Annotated in this window: 21 protein-coding genes and 1 other annotated feature; of the genes, 20 read left to right on the top strand and 1 reads right to left on the bottom strand. The window is 38.4% G+C overall.

The window, feature by feature from the left end; all coding sequences use genetic code 11:
• The first annotated feature begins 5 nt into the window (after positions 1–5).
• From NLW78_RS07080 to NLW78_RS06990, 19 genes are all read left to right on the top strand, one after another.
• On the top strand, positions 6–716 hold the full coding sequence (locus tag NLW78_RS07080; protein ID WP_254496358.1) for a DUF881 domain-containing protein: 711 nt from the start codon (positions 6–8) through the stop codon (positions 714–716).
• Entirely contained in the window at positions 716–1,075 is a 360-nt protein-coding gene (locus tag NLW78_RS07075) for a small basic family protein (protein ID WP_254496357.1), read from the top strand. Before NLW78_RS07080 ends, NLW78_RS07075 begins: the two co-directional genes overlap by 1 nt.
• A gap of 163 nt (positions 1,076–1,238) precedes the next feature.
• Entirely contained in the window at positions 1,239–2,516 is a 1,278-nt protein-coding gene (gene ftsA / locus NLW78_RS07070; protein WP_254496356.1) for a cell division protein FtsA, read from the top strand.
• A gap of 68 nt (positions 2,517–2,584) precedes the next feature.
• Positions 2,585–3,691 (top strand): cell division protein FtsZ, encoded by a 1,107-nt coding sequence (gene ftsZ, locus NLW78_RS07065; RefSeq protein WP_254496355.1) that lies wholly within the window; start codon positions 2,585–2,587, stop codon positions 3,689–3,691.
• Positions 3,692–3,853: 162 nt separating this feature from the next.
• Positions 3,854–4,774, top strand: a complete 921-nt coding sequence (gene spoIIGA / locus NLW78_RS07060; protein WP_254496354.1) for a sigma-E processing peptidase SpoIIGA — start codon at positions 3,854–3,856, stop codon at positions 4,772–4,774.
• Positions 4,775–4,795: 21 nt separating this feature from the next.
• Positions 4,796–5,515 (top strand): RNA polymerase sporulation sigma factor SigE, encoded by a 720-nt coding sequence (gene sigE, locus NLW78_RS07055; protein ID WP_254496353.1) that lies wholly within the window; start codon positions 4,796–4,798, stop codon positions 5,513–5,515.
• A gap of 107 nt (positions 5,516–5,622) precedes the next feature.
• The gene (gene sigG, locus NLW78_RS07050; protein ID WP_254496352.1) at positions 5,623–6,402 is read left to right on the top strand and encodes an RNA polymerase sporulation sigma factor SigG; all 780 of its coding nucleotides are present in this window, start codon (positions 5,623–5,625) and stop codon (positions 6,400–6,402) included.
• Between the two features lie 85 nt (positions 6,403–6,487).
• Complete coding sequence (locus NLW78_RS07045; RefSeq protein ID WP_254496351.1) at positions 6,488–6,748, top strand: YlmC/YmxH family sporulation protein; 261 nt, start codon at positions 6,488–6,490, stop codon at positions 6,746–6,748.
• 59 nt (positions 6,749–6,807) lie between these two features.
• Positions 6,808–7,593 (top strand): peptidoglycan editing factor PgeF, encoded by a 786-nt coding sequence (gene pgeF / locus NLW78_RS07040; RefSeq protein WP_254496350.1) that lies wholly within the window; start codon positions 6,808–6,810, stop codon positions 7,591–7,593.
• A gap of 15 nt (positions 7,594–7,608) precedes the next feature.
• Positions 7,609–8,307, top strand: coding sequence for a YggS family pyridoxal phosphate-dependent enzyme (locus NLW78_RS07035; RefSeq protein WP_254496349.1), 699 nt, complete (start codon positions 7,609–7,611; stop codon positions 8,305–8,307).
• Positions 8,304–8,729, top strand: a complete 426-nt coding sequence (locus NLW78_RS07030) for a cell division protein SepF (protein WP_254496348.1) — start codon at positions 8,304–8,306, stop codon at positions 8,727–8,729. The genes NLW78_RS07035 and NLW78_RS07030 overlap by 4 nt, the downstream gene beginning before the upstream one ends.
• Before the next feature lie 8 nt (positions 8,730–8,737).
• On the top strand, positions 8,738–9,001 hold the full coding sequence (locus tag NLW78_RS07025; protein ID WP_254496951.1) for a YggT family protein: 264 nt from the start codon (positions 8,738–8,740) through the stop codon (positions 8,999–9,001).
• Between the two features lie 20 nt (positions 9,002–9,021).
• Complete coding sequence (locus NLW78_RS07020) at positions 9,022–9,795, top strand: YlmH family RNA-binding protein (protein WP_254496347.1); 774 nt, start codon at positions 9,022–9,024, stop codon at positions 9,793–9,795.
• Positions 9,796–9,876: 81 nt separating this feature from the next.
• Positions 9,877–10,377, top strand: a complete 501-nt coding sequence (locus NLW78_RS07015; protein WP_254496346.1) for a DivIVA domain-containing protein — start codon at positions 9,877–9,879, stop codon at positions 10,375–10,377.
• A 66-nt stretch (positions 10,378–10,443) separates the two neighbouring features.
• Positions 10,444–10,667: a binding site (T-box leader), on the top strand.
• A gap of 51 nt (positions 10,668–10,718) precedes the next feature.
• The gene (ileS, locus tag NLW78_RS07010) at positions 10,719–13,466 is read left to right on the top strand and encodes an isoleucine--tRNA ligase (RefSeq protein ID WP_254496345.1); all 2,748 of its coding nucleotides are present in this window, start codon (positions 10,719–10,721) and stop codon (positions 13,464–13,466) included.
• Positions 13,467–13,568: 102 nt separating this feature from the next.
• A complete protein-coding gene (lspA, locus tag NLW78_RS07005) occupies positions 13,569–14,033 on the top strand; it encodes a signal peptidase II (RefSeq protein WP_254496344.1) in 465 nt (154 codons plus the stop codon).
• A 1-nt stretch (position 14,034) separates the two neighbouring features.
• On the top strand, positions 14,035–14,946 hold the full coding sequence (locus NLW78_RS07000; RefSeq protein ID WP_254496343.1) for an RluA family pseudouridine synthase: 912 nt from the start codon (positions 14,035–14,037) through the stop codon (positions 14,944–14,946).
• 163 nt (positions 14,947–15,109) lie between these two features.
• Complete coding sequence (gene pyrR / locus NLW78_RS06995) at positions 15,110–15,655, top strand: bifunctional pyr operon transcriptional regulator/uracil phosphoribosyltransferase PyrR (RefSeq protein ID WP_254496342.1); 546 nt, start codon at positions 15,110–15,112, stop codon at positions 15,653–15,655.
• A 141-nt stretch (positions 15,656–15,796) separates the two neighbouring features.
• Positions 15,797–17,170 carry a solute carrier family 23 protein gene (locus tag NLW78_RS06990; RefSeq protein WP_254496341.1) on the top strand — a complete coding sequence of 458 codons (1,374 nt, stop codon included), beginning with the start codon at positions 15,797–15,799 and terminating at the stop codon, positions 17,168–17,170.
• Positions 17,171–17,698: 528 nt separating this feature from the next.
• On the opposite strand, the gene NLW78_RS06985 is transcribed toward NLW78_RS06990, so the two are convergent.
• Positions 17,699–19,405 (bottom strand): Rqc2 family fibronectin-binding protein, encoded by a 1,707-nt coding sequence (locus NLW78_RS06985; protein WP_254496340.1) that lies wholly within the window; start codon positions 19,403–19,405, stop codon positions 17,699–17,701.
• A gap of 91 nt (positions 19,406–19,496) precedes the next feature.
• Between NLW78_RS06985 and NLW78_RS06980 the strand changes: the two genes are divergently transcribed.
• Positions 19,497–22,157, top strand: coding sequence for a calcium-translocating P-type ATPase, SERCA-type (locus tag NLW78_RS06980; RefSeq protein ID WP_254496339.1), 2,661 nt, complete (start codon positions 19,497–19,499; stop codon positions 22,155–22,157).
• The last annotated feature ends 8 nt before the right edge of the window (positions 22,158–22,165 follow it).

Below are 22,165 nucleotides of genomic sequence, written 5' to 3'. Positions count from 1 at the left end.
TGAATATGCCACGAAAAATAACTGTTGCAAGTATTGGTTTAATTGCTGGCTTTATGCTGGCTATTCTCATTCAAACGAAACAAAATCCAGAAATACGTGATACGAGAGATTTATGGGAAATACGTTCAGAACTACGTAAACAACAAATGGTTCAAAATGAACTATATGGAGAAATTACGGAGGCAGAGCAAATCATTCGAAGCTATCAAAGTGAATCGAATGCGACAAAGTTACAAACGTTACAAGAGTCAGTTGAGTTATTAAAGGAAAAGGCTGGAATGACGGAAGTCGAGGGTGAAGGTTTAGTTATTACGATTGAGCCAATATTTAAGGGAACGGAAATGGGCCCCGTATATACAGATATACAACCTAGCTTATTAACTCGATTTATAAATGAGTTATATACATATGGAGCGACAGATATTGCAGTCGAAAATGAAAGGGTCATTCAAATTAGCCCAATCCGACAAGTTAACGACTATACTTATGTAAATGGAAGACGTATATCGTCACCACCTATTCAAATCAAAGTATTAGCGGAAGACCCTGAAAGGCTATTAAATTATATGGAGATTAGCCCACTATTAGACTACTTTGCCGTAGAAAATCTTAATATATCCTTTGAATTTTCCATTGTAAACTTACCGGAATTTCATGTACCTATGGACCTTCACTGGCTCCAACCGGTTGATGATGAAGGGGTGGGGGAGTCGTAATGTGGTTAGCCGTTCTATTTTTCATAATTGGATCAGCGCTAGGGTTACTAACAAATATTCAAATCCCTACAAGGTATGAAGACTATTTATCTATCGCTGTATTGGCGGCTTTTGACACGCTAGTAGGAGGTATACGTGCCCACCTGGAATACAAATTCGATGATAAGGTGTTTGTGACGGGCTTTTTCTTCAACATTACGCTTGCGGCGCTGTTAGCATTTGTTGGCGTGCAATTGGGGATTGATCTATATTTAGCTGCGGTTGTAGCATTTGGTGTCCGTTTATTTCAAAATATCGCCCTTATTAGACGGAATGTATTGGAAAGATATGACAAAAATAGAAAAAATAAAAAAACATAAAAATTTAAGAGGAAAACTTTATTTATCTGTTGAATTATTTAATAATACTTATATAAGGTGCTTTCTGACCTTTTAATGATTGACTTTCTATATAAATCAATTTAAAATCCAAATATCGACAAAGAAGCAGAATTTTGGATGGCCTTAGCAGGAGGTGCGAATTTTGAACAACAATGAAATACTCGTCAGTCTAGATGTAGGAACATCCAGAGTTAAAGTAATTATTGGGGAAGTAACAAAAGATTCATTAAACATTATCGGTGTAGGAACGGCAAAATCAAATGGTATGAAAAAAGGGGCCATTGTTGATATAGACCAAACCGTACACTCCATTCAAAATGCAATTGAACAAGCAGAAAGAATGGTAGATATGAAAATTGAAAAAGTCGCAGTCGCGATAAATGGAAACCACGTTCAATTACAAGCTTGTCATGGGGTAGTTGCCGTATCGAGCGATAACCGCGAAATTGGGAACGAAGATGTAACCCGTGTGATTGACGCCGCACAAGTGATGTCTATACCTCCTGAGAGAGAAGTGATCGATGTTTTTCCAAAGCAATTTATCGTCGATGGACAAGATGAAATCACAGACCCTAGAGGAATGATAGGGGTAAGACTTGAAATGGAAGGAACCCTTATTACATGTTCAAAAACCGTATTACACAATACATTAAAATGTGTTGATTTGGCTGGATTGGAAGTTCAAGATGTTTGTTTACAGCCGTTAGCTTCTGGATCTGTTGCTCTATCGAATGATGAGAAAAATTTAGGTGTTGCTCTTATTGACATCGGTGGAGGTAGTACAACGGTATCTGTATTTGAAGGTGGACACTTAAAAGACACATCCGTAATCCCGCTAGGTGGGGATAACATAACGAAAGATTTGTCTATCGGAATGAAAACATCTACAGAAGAAGCTGAAGATATGAAACATGATTTCGGATGCGCTTATTATGAAGATGCAAGTGAGGAAGAAACCTTTGAAGTCACAATGATTGGAAGTGACCAAAAGCAAACATTTAACCAAGCACAAATTTCTGATATGATTGAGGCAAGACTTGAAGAAATCTATGCCTTCGTTGTAAGAGAATTACGAAAAATGGGTTTACATGATCTGCCGGGTGGGTATGTACTAACCGGTGGTATGATGAATATGCCTGGTGTACTTGAGCTTGCACGGGATGTGTTTCAATCTAACGTGCGTATTGCGATTCCGGATTACATAGGAGTGAGAGACCCGCAATACACAGCTGGAGTAGGCATATTACAATTCTCTTATAGCAATGCTAGAATACAAGGAAAAGAACTAGATTCTTCGGTATCTATGGAAACTATCGACAGTAAACCGACAAAAAGTAAACAACGAAATCAACCAAAAACGGAAACGAAAAAAAATAAAGAAACGGGTATTGCCAAGTGGTTTAACTACTTTTTCGACTAATCTGTCGTTTCCTCATAAACAAAAATTTAAATGGAGTCTTGTAAACTGCAAAATGGGAGGAACGGGATATGTTAGACTTTGAGACAAACATGGATCAACTAGCTACTATAAAAGTCATCGGTGTCGGTGGCGGTGGTAGTAACGCTGTCAATCGTATGATTGAACACGGCGTACAAGGTGTAGAGTTTATTGCTGTAAATACAGATGCGCAAGCTCTTAATTTATCTAAAGCTGAAGTAAAAATGCAAATTGGTGACAAGCTCACTCGCGGTTTAGGGGCTGGAGCCAACCCTGAAGTTGGGCGCAAAGCTGCTGAAGAGAGTAAAGAGCAACTAGAAGAGGCGTTACAAGGTGCAGATATGGTATTTGTCACCGCCGGAATGGGTGGAGGAACCGGAACCGGTGCAGCCCCGGTCATTGCCCAAATCGCAAAAGAGATGGGGGCCCTTACGGTTGGGGTTGTTACACGCCCATTTACGTTTGAAGGTCGTAAGCGAACATCCCAGGCTGTCACTGGAATTGATGGCTTGAAAAGTAGTGTCGATACACTGATTGTCATTCCAAACGATCGTTTGCTAGAGATAGTAGACAAAAACACACCAATGCTAGAAGCATTCCGTGAAGCGGATAATGTATTGCGTCAAGGTGTACAAGGTATTTCTGATTTAATTGCAGTACCAGGGTTAATTAATGTTGACTTTGCCGACGTTAAGACTATTATGTCTGACAAAGGATCAGCATTAATGGGTATCGGAGTTGCTACTGGAGAAAACCGAGCTCAAGAAGCGGCGAAAAAAGCGATTTCCTCCCCACTTTTGGAAACATCAATTGATGGTGCCCACGGTGTGTTAATGAACATTACTGGAGGAGCGAACTTAAGTCTTTTTGAAGTTCAAGAGGCTGCTGAAATAGTCACATCGGCTGCAGACCAAGAAGTGAATGTTATATTTGGTTCCGTCATTAATGAAAACTTAAAGGATGAGATTATCGTGACGGTCATTGCAACTGGTTTTGATGAAAGTAAAACAGAAGCGAAACCGACACGTCCTTCCAACATGAACAAAGGGAGAGGGCAAACAGAGCGGCCTGTTTCATCTGTAGGAAGAAAAAACGATACGTTTGAAGAAGAAACATTGGATATTCCAACCTTCTTACGTAACAGAAATCGTAGATAGTAGATTAATTGAAGGAGTAAGCTTAACGCTTACTCCTTTTTTTATTTGACAAAATGAACGAAAATTAGCCGTTGCTAGAGAACAGAATATGACAGACTTTTCAGATGGAGTTTTTTATACTTACCGATATAGAGTGAAGTTGTCCAAGAAAGGCGGAAGGCTGTGGCAATTTACTTAGATGCTGTATGGTTATTAAATTTTTTTATTGATTGGATGATTTTACAACTTGTACATTGGCTATCCAGAGCCGAAACAAGCCGTTATCGGCTTATCTTTGGATCAGTGGTAGCTTCCTGTCTCGTACCGATTACCGTACTATTTCCCGGGCATTTTATTACATCTTTTCCTGGGAAAATCATGTATTCTGTTCTCATTTTATTTAGTGCATTCGGTTTTCATAACGTTAAACGTTTCTTAAGACAGTTTTTTACCTTTTATTTCGTCTCCTTTACGATTGGTGGTGGCTTATTCGGAGTCTACTTTTTAATAGGAGAGCAGTTCCAAGCAGTAGATGGGTTCTTTGTCACGTATGAAACAGGGTTTGGGGATATGGTGAGTTGGATATTTGTCATAACCTGCTTTCCGATCGTTTGGTGGTTTACACGACGCCGTATTGATCAGCTTGGCTTTGATCAAATGCGTTACACCGAAATGTGTCCAGTACAAATTGCGATGGATGGGAAGCTTACAGAAACAGTAGGTTTCTTTGATAGCGGAAACAGCCTTGTAGACCCCTTTTCCAAGCGTCCTGTAATTATTTGTGATGAAGTGGCATTACAGCAATGGCTCCCTGATGAGGACAGGGAAATGTTACGTCAATGTCAAGATGATTGGACGTTTGAACATTTATCTGATTATTGGCAAAGCAAAATTCGAATCATTCCGTATCAAGGAGTTAGCGGAAAGCGAAATTTCATCCTCGTGTTGAAGCCAGATCAAATCACAATTGAATATAAAGGTGTAAAATATGCAATCGAAAAAGTTTATATCGGTATTCAATTTGGAGAATTATCAGCAGATGGGAGCTATCATTGCTTATTACACCCAAAAATGATGCAGTCGCAAAACCTACAACTTACTTAAAGAAGGGGAGATTGGGCCATTATGAAAAAATGGAGACTGAAAATTCAATTAATTTGGTACAAAATTTTGTTCAAACTTGGGCTTAAGTCGGATGAAATTTATTATATCGGTGGAAGTGAAGCATTACCGCCTCCGTTATCAAAGGAAGAGGAAAAGGATTTACTAGATAAATTGCCAAATGGAGACAGAGCAGCCCGTTCAGTGTTAATTGAACGGAATTTACGGCTCGTAGTATATATAGCTCGAAAATTTGAAAATACAGGAGTAAACATAGAAGATTTAATAAGTATTGGTACAATTGGCCTTATTAAAGCTGTAAATACATTTAATCCTGAGAAAAAGATTAAACTTGCAACATATGCCTCTCGGTGTATTGAAAATGAAATATTAATGTATCTAAGAAGAAATAATAAAATTCGTTCAGAAGTTTCTTTTGATGAACCATTAAATGTCGATTGGGACGGGAATGAACTTTTGTTATCTGATGTCTTAGGTACCGACGAGGATATTATTACAAGGGACTTAGAAGCGAATGTTGATAAGTCATTATTAAAAAAAGCTTTATCAAGTCTAAATGACCGAGAAAAACAAATTATGGAATTACGTTTTGGGTTAGTTGGTAATGAAGAAAAAACCCAGAAAGATGTAGCCGATATGTTAGGCATTTCCCAATCATATATTTCCCGTCTGGAAAAAAAGATTATAAAGCGATTACAAAAAGAATTTAATAAAATGGTGTAATGTTTAGAAAGTTTTCTAACATTTGAATAAGGTAATTCCTGCATAAAATTCCCTCCAGTGGAGAAACTGTTTTGTGACACTAGCTCCACTTTAGGAGGGGTTTTAGATTGACACGACATAAGGTAGAAATTTGCGGTGTCGATACATCAAAGTTACCAGTATTGAAAAATGAAGAAATGCGAAAATTGTTCAAACGAATGCAAGAAGGTGATCAATCAGCCCGGGAAGAACTTGTGAATGGAAACTTACGTTTAGTCTTAAGTGTCATTCAAAGGTTTCATCATCGCGGCGAATATGTGGATGATTTATTTCAAGTAGGATGCATTGGTCTTATGAAATCAATCGACAATTTTGATTTAAGTCAAAATGTAAAGTTTTCAACGTATGCAGTCCCAATGATTATTGGGGAAATTCGTCGTTATTTACGTGATAATAATCCAATACGGGTTTCAAGGTCATTGCGTGATATTGCGTATAAGGCATTACAAGTTAGAGAGAGATTGATGAGCAAAACATCGAAAGATCCTACTCCGATGGAAATTGCAGAGGAAATGGGCGTACCCCATTCAGATGTAGTATTCGCGCTGGATGCTATTCAAGATCCCGTCTCTTTATTTGAACCGATTTACAATGATGGGGGCGATCCTATCTTTGTCATGGATCAACTGAAAGATGATAAAAATAAAGATACCATCTGGATTGATGAAATCGCACTAAAAGAAGGAATGCGTAGGTTAAACGAACGGGAAAAGATGATTTTAAACAAACGATTCTTCCAAGGGAAAACGCAAATGGAAGTAGCAGAGGAAATTGGTATTTCCCAAGCTCAAGTATCGCGCCTTGAAAAAGCAGCTATTCAACAAATGAATAAAAATATTCACCAATAAGCTTTAGCCAATGGCTAAAGCTTTTTATTTTTTACTTCAAGAAGTGTAATCTTTGCATATATTTATAATAAGGTAGGTGAGCTATATGACCATTTCGGAATTACAAGTAAAAGATATCATTGCTGTTGAAGACGGTAAAAAATTAGGATACATTACTGATTTAGAAATTGATGTAGACAGAGGTTACGTTTTAGCCCTTGTTATCTCTTTAAAAGGGAAAGTTTTTGGGTTGTTTGGAAAGGAAGATGAACTTGTCATACCATGGCATAATATTGTCACTATTGGCCGTGATGTTATTTTAGTGAAGACAGAGCGACCTCAACTCACACATTCTGTTGATGAATAGGCAGAAATGAATAAAAAAATATGATAAAATAAGTTAGAATTCCTTATGGAGGTTTTGATATGCAAGAGCCATTTCAAAAATGTGAAGCACCTAGTTTATTATCGATTAATGCCTGGAAACAGTATGGCATTATAGGAGGTATGACAACGAGGAATGGTGGAGTCAGTCCTTCTCCATTCGACGAATTAAATTTAGGGTTTCACGTGAACGATGATCGGAATCATGTCGAACATAATCGGTTTATTGTAGCTGACCTCCTCGCAACACCAACAAGTGATTGGGTTGGAGCAACGCAAGTTCATGGAACTGACGTATTAAACGTGACAAGTGATACATCACTTCCTTCCACTGCACAATACGATGGTTTTATTACAAATGTGAAAGGGAAGTTATTAACGTGTTTATATGCTGATTGTGTTCCGTTATTTTTTGCTGCTCCGAGTTTTGGTTGGATTGGCTTAGCCCATGCAGGTTGGCGTGGGACTGTGAACGGAATAGGTCGAAAAGTCATTGAATTGCTACAGCAACAAGGGGTTTCTATTGAGGATATCCAAATTGTAATTGGACCTTCGATTGGAAAACGTTACTATGAAGTAGATGAACATGTAATGAGTCATATTCCGAAACGCTATTGGCAAGAACCCGTTGTAAGCAAGGTGGATGATACACATTGGCTGTTAGACTTAAAAGGCCTTCACAAATCCATCTTTATTACAGAAGGATTACGTGAAAACCAAATTCAAATGACAAGTTTTTGTACTTATGAACATAAACACTTATTTTACTCCCATCGTCGCGATCAGGGAAAGACTGGCAGAATGATGGCATATATAAGATTGCAGTAGAAAGGAGTTCAACGAATGGTCACTGTAAAAGAGAACGCAGATTATATTAAGCAAAGAATAAAAGATGCCTGCAACCGATCAAATCGCAATCCTGAAGAAATCACGATTGTTGCTGTTACGAAATATGTTTCTGTTGCTCGTGCAAAAGAAGCAGTAGAAGCTGGTATTTTCAATCTTGGGGAAAATCGTCAAGAAGGAATAGAACAAAAGTATGAACACATTGGCGCACAAGCAACGTGGCATTTTATTGGCACCCTCCAGTCTCGAAAAGTAAAAAATGTGATTGATAAAGTAGATTATATTCATTCATTGGACAGGTTATCATTAGCGAAAGAAATACATAAACGAACAGAGAAGCCGATGCCATGTTTTGTTCAAGTTAATGTAAGTGGCGAAGAATCAAAACATGGCATCGATCCTGAAAAAGTGGAACAATTTGTGAAAGATTTACACCAATACAACAACATAAATGTCGTTGGATTGATGACGATGGCACCACTTGTCAATGATGAATCAATATTACGAAATTGTTTCCAATCGTTACGTAATTTGCGGGACCATATTCAAAGTTTGAAGTTGGATTATGCTCCATGTGAGTATTTGTCCATGGGAATGAGCAACGATTTTGACATTGCGATAGAAGAAGGGGCGACCCACATTCGAATTGGTTCAAAGCTTGTAGGTGATGAGCGAAACAAGGGGGGAAACGAATGAGTATAAAAAATAAAATAAAATCTTTTTTTGCTTTTGAAGATGAATATGAATATTTTGAAGAGGAGGTAGAAGAAGAAAAAGAGGCACCAAAACCAAAAAAACAAGACCAACATAATGTGGTGAGCCTGACAGCCATGCAATCTACATCGAAGTTAGTTTTGTGTGAACCGAAATCCTATAACGAGGCTCAGGAAATTGCTGATCATTTAAAGAACCGAAAAGGAATCGTCATTAATTTACAAAGAGTAAATCATGAGCAAGCAAAGCGTATAGTAGATTTTTTAAGTGGAACAGTTTATGCTATTAATGGAAATATACAAAAACTTGGGGAACAAACGTTTTTATGTGTTCCCGACAATGTTGATGTTTCTGGCGCCATCTCAGAATTTGAAGAACGAGATGAGCAAGAGCAAAGGTGGTAGGTAATATGATGATTCAGTTGTTTAACATTGTACATACATTACTTTATTTTTATTCATTTGCCATAATCGCTTATATTTTATTGTCATGGTTCCCTGGAGCAAGGGAGTCAGCGATAGGACAGTTTTTAGCTAAAATTGTGGAACCATACTTAGAACCGTTCCGCAAAATTATCCCTCCTCTCGGTATGATTGATTTCTCTCCAATTGTGGCTATTATTACACTACGCTTAGCGATGATTGGTTTAGGTGAACTGTTTAGAATGCTCATTTAAGTTTGAATGGAGAAGATATTGTGGATTTATACCAACATTTTCGCAAGGACGAGCAGCCGTTCATTGATACGGTTCTATCTTGGAAAGAGGAAGTCGAGCGTTCCTATATACCGAAATTGACGGATTTTCTTGACCCGCGAGAACAGCACATTATGCGAACAATTATTGGAAACCATCCAGACCTCATATTAAAATTTTTTGGTGGCTATGAAGGTGCAGAGCGTCAAAGGGCCTTCTTAGCCCCTTTTTATGAAGAAGTACAGGATTCCCGTTTCCAACTAATTCTATTAGAGGCGAAATTCCCTAAGAAATTTATTCAATTAGACCATCGTGATGTTTTAGGGGCTTTAATGTCCTTAGGTATAAAGCGGAAAAAGTTCGGTGATTTAATTATCGTAGATGACATCATTCAAATTGTGGCTGACGAGGAATTAGCTATTTATTTGAAAATGAATTTAACAAGTATTAAACATGCGAATCTTTCTTTCACAGATAAACATGTAAATTCCATCATCGTCCCGGAAAACCAATGGCATGAACGAAGTGGAACTGTATCTTCATTAAGATTGGATGCAGTTTTAAAAGAGGTTTATCAAATTTCCAGACAAAAAGCATCTGAAGGCATTGTTAAAGGGGCTGTGAAAGTGAATTTCCGCGTAGTAGAAGACCCGTCTTTTCAAGTAGAACAAGGAGATATGATCTCATTTCGAAAAAAAGGCAGAAGCAAGTTAATAGCTATTGAAGGTAAGACGAAAAAAGAAAAATGGCGAATTACGACGGCAACTTTAAAATAATATGATATAATTTGCAGGACTCGTGCAATCATCTGTCGAAATATATTATAAAATAAAATGTACAGCTAAGGGGGTATTTTCATGCCTTTGACACCACTCGACATTCATAATAAAGAATTCACCCGAACGTTTAGAGGGTATGATGAAGACGAAGTAAATGAATTTTTAGATCAAGTGATAAAAGATTACGAAAAAATGATTCGTGATAAAAAATCACTTGAAGAGAAAGTGGCGGAATTAGAAGAAAGAATTGGTCACTTTAACAACATTGAAGAGACTTTAAATAAATCAATTTTAGTTGCCCAAGAAACCGCTGAAGAAGTGAAAGGCAATGCGAATAAAGAAGCGAAACTAATTATAAAAGAAGCAGAGAAAAACGCTGATCGAATTATAAATGAAGCATTGTCAAAATCACGTCGGGTCGCTGTTGAAGTCGAAGAGTTAAAGAAACAAGCTAAAGTATTCCGCACCCGAATGAAAATGATTGTCGAAGCACAACTTGATCTAATTGAAAATGAAGATTGGGATGAATTATTTAAAGTAGAAATTGGGGAAACGGAAAGTTCTGAAGAAAATTATTAAATCCTTCTTGACGTCGGCATTATTTTTACATATAATGCTAAAGCATAATAGAATCGTATTTATAAAATAAAGACTATGACAGGGACAGTACAAAGAAATTCGTCATATATAGCGAATCGGGGATGGTGGAAGCCCGACTATATGAGATTCTTTGGAACATCACCCTTGAGTTTTCATATCGAATTCATTAGTAGATATGAACGTTAGCTAACGTTACAGCTTACTTAAGTGGATTGGCTTTAAACAGCCAATCAATTAGGGTGGTACCGCGAGGCCTTCTCGTCCCTTTCCAGGGATGAGAAGGCTTTTTTGATTTACGGAATTAAAGGAGGATAAACAGAATGGGATATAAAGAAACATTACTAATGCCAAAAACTGAATTTCCAATGCGAGGTAATTTACCAAAGCGTGAACCAGAAATGCAACAAAAATGGGAACAGGAAAATATTTATGAAAAAGTCCAAACACGTACAGAAGGGCGCCCGTTATTCGTATTGCATGATGGCCCTCCATATGCCAATGGTGATTTGCACATGGGTCATGCTTTGAATAAGGTATTGAAAGATTTTATTGTACGTTACAAATCAATGTCTGGCTATCACGCACCATATGTTCCTGGATGGGATACACATGGACTACCAATCGAGGTGGCCCTGACGAAGAAAAAGAAAATTGATCGTAAAAGCCTGTCAGTTGCTGAGTTTCGTGAACTTTGTAAAGAATATGCACTGGAACAAATTGACAACCAAAGAGAACAATTTAAACAATTAGGGGTTAGAGGAGATTGGGATAATCCTTACATTACCCTTACGAAAGATTATGAAGCTGCTCAAATTAAAGTGTTTGGAGAAATGGCGAATAGGGGCTATATTTACAAAGGCTTAAAGCCTGTTTATTGGTCTCCTTCATCTGAATCAGCCCTAGCGGAAGCAGAAATTGAATATAAAGATAAACGTTCCCCATCTATCTATGTCGCGTTTGATGTAAAGGATGGAAAGGGTGTATTAACTGGAGACGAGAAGTTTATCATTTGGACGACAACACCATGGACAATTCCTGCAAACCTTGCCATTGCTGTCCATCCGGCACTTGAGTATGCTGTTGTCAACGTGAAGGGCGAAAAGTTTATCGTAGCAGCTGATTTAGTAGAGCAAGTATCATCTGTATTAGAATGGGATGAGAAGACAGTAGAGAAAACATATAAAGGGTCCGAATTAGAAAGGGTAGTGGCATCCCATCCATTTTATGACCGGGAGTCTCTCGTTATCCTTGGAGAACACGTAACAACCGAAGCAGGTACTGGTTGTGTTCATACTGCACCAGGTCACGGTGAGGACGATTTCTGGGTTGGGAAAGAGTATGATTTAGGAGTGCTTTGCCCTGTAGATGAAAAAGGGAAATTTACAGCTGAAGCACCTGGTTTTGAAGGTCAATTTTATGATAAAGCAAATAAAGAAATTACAGAAAAGCTGGAATCAGTTGGGGCGTTATTAAAACTTGAATTTATTACGCACTCTTACCCACACGACTGGAGAACAAAGAAGCCAACAATCTTCCGTGCTACATCACAATGGTTCGCTTCTATTAAGGACTTTAGAGAAACAATCTTGGAAGAAATTCGTAACGTAAACTGGATTCCTGAATGGGGAGAAACACGGCTTTACAATATGGTGAAAGATCGCGAAGATTGGTGTATTTCTCGTCAACGCGTATGGGGACTACCAATCCCAGTGTTTTACGGGGAAAATGGTGAACCAATTATTACTGAAGAGACAGTCGAGCACGTGTCCAAATTGTTTAGAGAACACGGCTCTAACATTTGGTTTGAAAAAGAAGCAAAAGAATTGTTACCTGAAGGCTTTACTCACCCATCTAGCCCGAATGGAAAGTTTACAAAAGAAACTGACATTATGGATGTGTGGTTTGATTCTGGTTCCTCACACCAAGGTGTGTTAGTTGAACGCCCTGAATTGCAACGTCCTGCTGATATGTATTTAGAAGGCTCTGACCAATATCGCGGGTGGTTTAATTCCTCCTTATCTACATCAGTAGCAGTGACTGGGAAAGCTCCATATAAGTCTGTGCTAAGTCATGGATTTGTTAACGATGGAGAAGGTAGAAAGATGAGTAAATCGATTGGAAACGTCATTGTACCTTCAAAAATTATGAAGCAGTTCGGTGGAGATATTTTACGACTTTGGGTAGCAAGTGTCGATTATCAGTCTGATGTACGTATTTCTGATGATATTTTAAAACAAGTAGCGGAAGTATATCGTAAAGTAAGAAATACATTCCGTTTCTTGTTAGGTAATTTACATGATTTCGATCCAAATACAGATTCCGTTTCAGAAGAGAATCTTGAAGAAGTGGATCGTTATATGCTTGCACGTTTGCAACAACTGACAAGTAAAGTTCGTAACGCATATGACACGTATGAGTTTTCTGTAATTTATCATTCTGTACACAACTTCTGTACGATTGATTTAAGCTCATTCTATTTAGACTTTGCGAAGGATATTTTATATATTGAAGCGAAGGATGATAAACGTCGTCGTAGTATCCAAACGGTTTATTATGAAATGTTAACGTCCTTGACGAAATTATTATCACCAATTTTGTCCCATACAACTGATGAGGTATGGAGCTATATTCCAGGCGTAGAGGAAGAAAGTGTTCAATTAACGGATATGCCGGAACCAAAAACGGTTAAAGATGCTGACGAACTACTAGTGAAGTGGAATCACTTTATGGCAGTCCGCGATGATGTGTTAAAGGCACTTGAGGAAGCCCGTAACGAAAAAGTGATTGGAAAGTCACTCGAATCTCGTGTAATCGTTGTACCAAAAGATAAGAAAACAGCACAATTGTTAAACGAATTTACTCATTTACATCAATACTTTATCGTTTCAGCCGTGGAAGTCGCAGAAAACCATGCTGAAGCGAAAGAATATGAGCATGTTGACGTTTTTGTTGAGAAGCATCCAGGTGAAAAATGTCAACGCTGTTGGGTTGTATCAGACACAGTTGGGGAACAACACGAAGAGTTATGTAACCGTTGTGCTTCTATCGTTGAAACCCATTATGCCTAATTTAGATAACGTGCCGGATAACCCCGGCACGTTTATTTTTAAGATTTTCTATTCAAGTTATGGTAAAATGCTATAGATAGAACAATGTATGGAGGTAAAGCTGTGTGGTATTATATGTTAGCCATCATCATTATTGTTATTGACCAATGGTCAAAATGGATAATAGATAAAACAATGATGATTCATGAACAAATTCCTGTAATTGAAAATGTGTTTTACATAACATCCCATCGCAATCGTGGCGCAGCATGGGGGATTTTACAAGGGCAAATGTGGTTCTTTTACATCGTAACTGCTATTGTCGTAATCGCCATCGTCTACTATTTGCAAAAGTACGGGAAAGAACAACCATTACTCGGAGTTTCATTAGCACTCATATTGGGTGGAGCAATAGGGAATTTTATTGACAGATTGTTCCGTAAAGAAGTTGTTGACTTTTTAGATGTTTATATTTTGAATTATGACTATCCCATTTTTAATATTGCTGATTCCGCACTTGTCACAGGTGTTATTCTATTCATGATTTACACATTCCTTGATGAAAGAAAGAAAAAAAGGAGCCATTAAAATGGAAGTACATTCCTATGAAGTATTAGCCGATCAACATCTAATGAGAATAGATAAAGTATTGACGGAGCTTAATCCTGATTACTCCCGCTCCCAAGTTCAATTGTGGATTAAGGACGGAAGTGTCAAGGTGAATGACCAACAAGTGAAAAGTAATTATAAATGTCAACAAGGGGATCAAGTAACATGGTCGATTCCAGAACCGGAAGAGTTGAATGTCGCTGCAGAAAACATTCCGATAGATATTGTTTACGAAGATGAGGATGTTGTAGTTGTAAATAAGCCGAGGGGGATGGTTGTTCATCCATCAGCAGGACATACTTCAGGCACATTAGTCAATGCACTGCTCTACCATTGTAACGATTTAAGTGGTATTAACGGTGTCATTCGTCCTGGAATTGTACACCGTATTGATAAGGACACGAGCGGCCTTTTAATGGTAGCAAAAAATGATCATGCACATATGTCCTTAGCCGAGCAACTATCAGAAAAAACAGTAAAACGTAAGTATGTAGCGATTGTCCATGGTGTATTAGAACATGATGTTGGGACAATTGATGCACCAATTGGTCGAGATCCAAAGGATCGTCAAAAAATGGGTGTGGTCGGAAACGGAAAAGATGCAGTTACACACTTTAAAGTAATAGAACGGTTCCAAGATTTTACGTATGTAGAATGTGAGTTGGAAACAGGTCGAACACATCAGATTCGTGTTCATTTCCAATACATTAGTCACCCACTTGTTGGTGATCCGAAATATGGTCCCCGTAAAACATTGGATTTAGACGGTCAGGCTCTTCATGCTCAAACAATTGGATTTTCACACCCATCAACGAAGGAATGGATGGAGTATGAGGCTGAAGCACCAGATGAGTTTGAAGCAGTATTACAGTTTTTACGAAAAAGAGGTTGACACCTGACCACAGTTTTGTAATAATTAATTCTTGAGAAGAACATGACCCTTTAATCTAGTCCAGAGAGGCTAAAAAGGTGGCGGATATGGTATACGTATGCCATGAAACCCCTTATTGCCTCGCGCAATAAGGGGTTTTTTAGGGTCAAAGGGAGGGAGTAAGATGGAAGCAAAAGCCCAAGTACTAGATGCTCCAGCAATGAGACGTGCGTTAACTCGAATTTCCCATGAAATACTGGAAAAAAATAAAGGTACTGATTCGTTAATTCTTGTAGGAATTAAGACGAGAGGCGTACCGATTGCCCGCCGTTTAGCGAGCAAGATTGAGGAAATCGAAGGTGTGTCAGTTCCTGTAGGTGAGCTAGACATTACGTTATATCGTGATGATCTAACAGTTTCCAATAACCGTGGAGAACCGGAGATAAAAGACACTCGAATTCCACATGACGTAACTGGTAAGAACATCATTCTAGTTGATGATGTATTGTACACAGGGCGTACAGTCCGAGCTGCATTGGATGCCATTATTGACAAGGGTCGTCCTGGGCAAATTCAATTAGCCGTCTTAATTGATAGAGGACATCGGGAATTCCCAATTCGGGCTGATTACGTTGGGAAAAACATTCCCACCTCCCTTAATGAAGTGATTAATGTTGAACTTGAGGAAATAGACGGTTTAGATGAAGTGAAAATTTATGAAAACAAATAAAATAGACCTTTAAATTAGTCCAGAGAGACTAACAAGGTTGTTCGAAGAAGACGAATGTCTGGAAAACAGGAGATTCGTGTACCTCTTTGCGACCTTGCAAAGAGGTTTTTTTATGGCTTAAATTCCAAGGAGGAAAATAATATGAGAAAAGAACAAATGGTGATGGACGTTCAAGACGTCCCAAAATTAGGGAAATGGCTAACATTAAGTTTACAACACTTATTTGCAATGTTTGGGGCAACGATTCTTGTGCCATTCTTAACAGGAATGTCGCAAGGTGTAGCACTTGTATCAAGTGCAATTGGTACAATTGCATACTTGTTGATTACTAGAGGACGTGTGCCAGCATATCTTGGTTCTAGTTTCGCTTTTATTGCACCTATTATTGCAGTAACAGGCTCATCAGGTATTCCGGGGGCGATGGTAGGTAGCTTCCTTGCTGGTCTTGTGTATGGATTTGTAGCCCTTTTCATTCGACTGCTTGGATTAAGATGGTTAATGAAAATTTTACCTCCAATCGTTGTGGGACCTGTCATTATCGTAATTGGTTTAGGGTTAGCATCTGTAGCCATTGATATGGCAATGTATGACCCTGAGGGAAATTACAGTACAACACATTTTACAGTAGCGCTCGTAACATTGGCGATTACGATTATTGCGTCGATATTTTTTAAAGGATTCTTTGGACTCATTCCTATTCTTTTCGGTATTATTGGTGGATACATCTTTGCTTTTACACAAGGAGTCGTTAATACGGCAGGTGTTGCTGCAGAATGGACGAAATTAACATCAAGCCAATCAATTGGTGAATTTTTTGGAGCATTTTTTAAAGTTCCAGACTTCGTTGTACCGTTCGCGGATTATAACCCATTCACCGTATTTAGTTGGGAAATTGCTTTGTTAATGGTACCGATTGCAGTTGTTACAATTGCAGAACATATTGGTGATCAGATGGTGTTGTCAAAAGTAGTAGGAAGAGACTTTTTACAAAAACCTGGTTTACATCGATCCATTGCCGGTGATGGTGTAGCAACCATTATTGCATCTTTCCTCGGCGGACCACCGAATACAACTTATGGAGAGAACATTGGTGTGTTAGCTATTACGCGTGTGTTCAGTGTATTTGTTATCGGGGGTGCAGCAGTACTAGCATTATTCTTCGGGTTTACAGGAATTGTTGTGGCAGCCATAGAATCAATCCCAGGAGCTGTTATGGGTGGCGTATCGATTTTATTATTTGGGGTTATTGCTTCAAGTGGTTTACGTATGTTAATTGACAACCAAGTAGATTTAGGTGACAAACGTAACCTCATTATCTCTTCGGTCATTTTAGTCATTGGAATTGGTGGAGCCTTCGTCCAACTTTCAGACAATTTACAGATCGCCGGGATGGCTCTTTCAGCTATTATTGGTGTTACGTTAAATCTAGTATTACCAGGTAAGGAAAATGGCTATGGAAATGGTAAGATGTTTGAGGTGAATAAAGAAATAAAAAATGAAGAGCCAGCAGCATAATCTTTTCTCTCAAAGGCCTTGTTTCCGAACAAGGTCTTTTTTTATTGTGTTAAAATTAGAAGAATAGTACAATCGTAGAAGAAAATGGAGAAAAGGCGTGGTGACATGCGAATAACAAAATGGGTTTGGCTAATTCTTGGGAACACCGCATTAGGTTTGTTTACTTGGTACCTATACATATATTTATGGGTGGCCTTTTCCTTTCATTCTGACTCGATGTTTTCATGGACAGCTTCGAGCAGTTTTGTGATCGGTATTGTTATCTTTCTTATTTGGAATATGTATATGTTAAAAAGGGAGTCCACGTATTGGAAGCATGCTGTTGTCACATACGTTGGTACGATGCTTCTCTTTATTTTTTTGTTTAAGTTCATATAAATTAAGAGTTCCTTGTCAAAATGAATGGGTGACCTTTCTTGTTAAGATGAGTCGAGGGAGTCGTATTTGACAAATCAACCACTGTATGATGACAAAAAGCTTGGATTTTTTGAAATCCAAGCTTTTTTAAATAGCTTCATCATAAGATGATCATTTCTTTAGTTGTTGTACCTTCTCCTCATCGGGAGTAACGAAAATGGTCGTTTGATGATCGTAGATGACATAACCAGGCTTTGATCCAGATGGTTTACGTACATGTCTCACCTCTGTGTAGTCAACAGGGACGGAGGAAGACAGTTTAGCTTTACTGTAAAAAGCTGCAATCATAGCCGCTTCTTTTAATGTTTCTTCAGATGGATTGTTATCTCTTATGACGACGTGTGATCCTGGAATATCTTTCGTATGAAGCCATACATCTGACTTACGAGCCATTCGATTTGTGACATAGTCATTTTGTTTATTGTTACGTCCTACTAAAATCAAAGTTCCATCTGATGATACATATTCATCAGGTTCTGGTGTGTTTCGTTTTTTACGGTTTGGTTTATCTCGCTTCTTCTTTACATATCCTTCTTCCTGAAGTTCTTCACGGATCTCCTCTAAATCAGACTCACGAGCCGTATCTAATTGTTGTAACACTTGCTCCAAATAAATGATTTCATTATTCGCACGTTCCATTTCCTGTTGAACAATTGATTTTGATTTCTTTAACTTTTGGTATGTCTGAAAATACAGTTGTGCATTCTCACTTGGAGTTTTATTAGGATTTAGTTCAATCGTTAGTTGTTGCCCGTCAGGATCATAGTAATCAACAACTGTTACCGATTCATCCCCTTTTTTAACAAGGTGCATATGTGCAGTTAATAATTCACCTTTATGTTTATATGAGTCCGCTTTTTCTGCTTTTTGTAAAGTTTTTTCATGTTTTTTTAACTTACGAATATTTTTATCCCGTTCATTTTTCACTAGCTTAATTAAGTCGCTAACTTGTTGTTTAACTCGATCTCGTTCCGCTTTGCCACTATAAAATGTATCAAGCATCGCACTTACCGATTCAAATACTCGCTTTTTCCCTTCCAGGTACGATAATGGTAACACGTAAAATTTTTCTGTATTCCCATCAGTGTAAATCGTTGGTTCATACTCATGATTGATTAGTTTCGCTTGTACATTTAAAAATGTGGTCAAGTATTGTTCGTTTGAACCTAAATGGGCCCGAGTGGTAATGTCTTTTGCAATCACAGGTGAAAAGCCCATTAACATACGAACAATTTGTTGGTCTAACTTTCCGCTATTGAAGTCAAGTTTTTTAATAAACTGCTCCCCATCGATTTGTAATGGATTCAGCTTATCCTGACTCGGCGGTGCTACATAAGGTTGACCCGGCATAATTGTTCGAAAACGGTTTTGTGCCGGTGGGATGTGTTTTATGCTATCTAAGATCACGTTTTTCTCTTCATTGACTAGCATAATATTACTATGTTTTCCCATTAACTCTACAACAAGAATATGGCTGGTTTCATCTCCGATTTCATCTTTCCCTTTTATATGAAAACGCACAACTCGTTCCATTTCTACTTGCTCAATCTTTTCAACCATTCCTCCAGCTAAGTATTTACGTAGCAACATACAAAACATAGGAGGTACTTTCGGATTCGTTAACGTCTTATCTGTAATATGAAATCGTGCATAACTTGGATGTGCAGATAAAAGGAGTTGATGGTTTTCTCCCTTTGATCGAACGGTAAATACCAGCTCAGTTTTTGTTGGTTGGTATATTTTCCCGACACGTCCGTTTAATAGTTTGGTGTTGAGTTCGTCTGTAACTGCCCGTGTAACGACACCGTCAAATGACATGTTTAATCACCTCTTAACAATCAAAGTATAGCATTTTTTTGGACGAGTCTGAATAGATATACAGAAGACTACCTTGATGGGGGAATGGATTGTGAAATGGTATCAGATTAGTCACGACGAAACAGCGAGAAAATTAGGGACAAACTTTAATGAAGGTTTATCATCTAACCTTGCTCAAAAGCGCCAACGTCAAGTTGGTTATAATGAATTGGAAGACCATAATAAGCCATCGCTACTTATATTATTTATACAACAATTTAAAGATTTTATGGTACTCGTCCTCCTCGCAGCTACTTTAGTATCTGGATTGCTAGGGGAATATGTAGATGCGATAGCAATTATGGCTATTGTGTTGTTAAATGGTTTGTTAGGTTTTTTCCAAGAGCAAAAGGCAGAAAAATCATTAGCAAAACTAAAAGAATTGTCAGCCCCTATGGCTAATGTGTTGAGGGATGGTACATGGATAAAGATCCCAAGTAAAGAGCTTGTACCTGGTGATATTCTGAAATTCCAAACAGGGGATCGAATAAGTGCAGACATTCGTTTAGTCAATGTCAATCGCCTTGAGATTGAAGAGTCTGTTCTAACTGGGGAATCAGTTCCAGTTCCGAAAAAGGCTGCCATCGTAGATAGAGGTGATGCAGAGCTTGGGGATCAAACGAACATGGCTTTTGCAGGCACGCTCGTTACAAGAGGTAGTGGTATCGGCATTGTCGTGGAGACAGGTATGTCAACCGCGATGGGGAAAATTGCTGCATTATTATCAGCGACGAAACGGAAGCCGACTCCTCTTGAGCGGAAACTTGAGGAATTAGGAAAGATATTAATTGTTACGGCATTACTTTTAACCGTATTAGTAGCAGTGTTGGGGATTTGGCAAGGACACCCTTTATATGAGATGTTCTTAGCAGGAGTATCTTTAGCCGTCGCCGCAATTCCTGAGGGACTGCCAGCGATTGTCACGGTAGCATTATCGTTAGGTGTACAACGGATGATTAAGAAGAAAGCCGTTGTACGTAAATTATCTGCGGTGGAAACATTAGGGTGTGCCTCTGTCATTTGTTCAGATAAGACAGGAACAATGACGCAAAACGAAATGACGGTGAAACAAATTTATTTACCTGGACGTCATCTGTTTGTGACAGGAAAAGGGTACGAACCAGACGGAAAATTTGTTCTCGATGATAAAAACATTAACCCGAGCAAAGTGAAGTCTTTACATCAGTTACTTTCTTACGGTGTGCTGTGTAACCATGCGATTTTACAGAGGAAAAAAGGTCAATATGTTATCGATGGTGATCCGACAGAGGGAGCACTTGTTGTTGCTGCAGAGAAAGCGGAAATACGCAGAAATGAGTTAACCGAATATAAGGTTGTTTATGAAATTCCATTTGATTCAGATCGAAAGCGTATGTCTGTCGTTGTTGAGGATGAACAAAAGAGGCGCTTCGTTATTACGAAAGGTGCACCAGACGTATTGTTAAAACGAACAAAATATATTTATGAAAACGGTCGTTTTGGAACCTTTTCACCTGAACGAGAGCAAGAATTAAATCAAGTAATGGAAACGATGGCGAATAAAGCTTTACGTACCATCGCATTATGTTTTAAAGAGGTCGAAGTAAAGGACGATTATTCAGATTTAGAGCTTGAAACAGACCTTAGTTTTCTCGGTATGTATGGGATGATTGATCCACCAAGAGAAGAAGTGAAAGAAGCCATTGCTACTTGTCGTAATGCAGGGGTAAAAACGGTAATGATTACCGGGGACCATGTCCATACAGCGAAGGCTATTGCAAAACAGCTACAATTGCTACCTGATAACGGACGTGTATTAGATGGTTATCAAATTAGTGAGATGTCTGATGAGGAACTCGTGGAATTAATTGACGATACTTACGTATTTGCACGTGTATCCCCTGAACATAAGTTACGGATAGTAAAGGCATTTCAAGAGAAAGGGCATATTGTAGCTATGACAGGTGACGGAGTCAATGATGCCCCTGCAATTAAAGCGAGTGATATCGGTGTTAGTATGGGGAGAAGCGGTACCGATGTAACGAAGGAAGCGGCATCACTTATCTTAATGGATGACCACTTTGCTACAATAAAATCAGCAATTGAAGAAGGTCGAAACATATATGAAAATATACGAAAATTTATTCGCTATTTGCTAGCATCGAACGTTGGGGAAATATTAGTGATGCTATTTGCGATGTTACTAGGTATGCCACTACCATTAGTGCCTGTACAAATCTTATGGGTGAATCTCGTAACTGATGGATTGCCGGCATTGGCCTTAGGATTAGATAAACCAGAAAAAGATGTGATGAGCCGTCAGCCTAGAAGTCCGAAAGAAAGTATTTTTGCTAGAGGGCTAGCTTTTAAAATTATTACTCGTGGATTTTTAATTGGACTTGTCACGTTAATCGCGTTTATGTTTGCTTATGCGCAACATCCAAATAACCTTCAATACGCACAGACCATTGCATTTACTACCTTAGTCATGGCACAATTAATACATGTATTTGATTGTCGTTCGGATCGATCAGTATTTGCTAGAAACCCATTTGGTAATTTATATTTAGTCGGTGCAGTCATTTCATCCGTATTCCTTTTATTAGTCGTTGTATATTATGAGCCACTCCAGCCGATATTCCATACTGTCGGTTTGCCTGCCAGAGAATGGTTGTTTATCGTTGTACTAAGTGCAATACCGACGATTATATGGGGTCCAGGAAAAAGAAAATGAAAACAACC

The sequence above is a fragment of the Salirhabdus salicampi genome (assembly GCF_024259515.1).
Taxonomy (GTDB): domain Bacteria; phylum Bacillota; class Bacilli; order Bacillales; family Alkalibacillaceae; genus Salirhabdus_A; species Salirhabdus_A salicampi.
The sequence above is the reverse complement of the archived record's forward strand: the minus strand, read 5'-3'. Positions and strand labels throughout refer to the sequence as shown.

Coding starts and splice junctions, on each gene's coding strand:
- NLW78_RS07080 (WP_254496358.1), top strand. CDS start 6: ATGCCACGAAAAATAACTGTTGCAAGTATTGGTTTAATTGCTGGCTTT.
- NLW78_RS07075 (WP_254496357.1), top strand. CDS start 716: ATGTGGTTAGCCGTTCTATTTTTCATAATTGGATCAGCGCTAGGGTTA.
- ftsZ (WP_254496355.1), top strand. CDS start 2,585: ATGTTAGACTTTGAGACAAACATGGATCAACTAGCTACTATAAAAGTC.
- sigE (WP_254496353.1), top strand. CDS start 4,796: ATGAAAAAATGGAGACTGAAAATTCAATTAATTTGGTACAAAATTTTG.
- NLW78_RS07045 (WP_254496351.1), top strand. CDS start 6,488: ATGACCATTTCGGAATTACAAGTAAAAGATATCATTGCTGTTGAAGAC.
- pgeF (WP_254496350.1), top strand. CDS start 6,808: ATGCAAGAGCCATTTCAAAAATGTGAAGCACCTAGTTTATTATCGATT.
- NLW78_RS07035 (WP_254496349.1), top strand. CDS start 7,609: ATGGTCACTGTAAAAGAGAACGCAGATTATATTAAGCAAAGAATAAAA.
- NLW78_RS07030 (WP_254496348.1), top strand. CDS start 8,304: ATGAGTATAAAAAATAAAATAAAATCTTTTTTTGCTTTTGAAGATGAA.
- NLW78_RS07025 (WP_254496951.1), top strand. CDS start 8,738: ATGATTCAGTTGTTTAACATTGTACATACATTACTTTATTTTTATTCA.
- NLW78_RS07015 (WP_254496346.1), top strand. CDS start 9,877: ATGCCTTTGACACCACTCGACATTCATAATAAAGAATTCACCCGAACG.
- ileS (WP_254496345.1), top strand. CDS start 10,719: ATGGGATATAAAGAAACATTACTAATGCCAAAAACTGAATTTCCAATG.
- NLW78_RS07000 (WP_254496343.1), top strand. CDS start 14,035: ATGGAAGTACATTCCTATGAAGTATTAGCCGATCAACATCTAATGAGA.
- pyrR (WP_254496342.1), top strand. CDS start 15,110: ATGGAAGCAAAAGCCCAAGTACTAGATGCTCCAGCAATGAGACGTGCG.
- NLW78_RS06990 (WP_254496341.1), top strand. CDS start 15,797: ATGAGAAAAGAACAAATGGTGATGGACGTTCAAGACGTCCCAAAATTA.
- NLW78_RS06985 (WP_254496340.1), bottom strand. CDS start 19,405: ATGTCATTTGACGGTGTCGTTACACGGGCAGTTACAGACGAACTCAAC.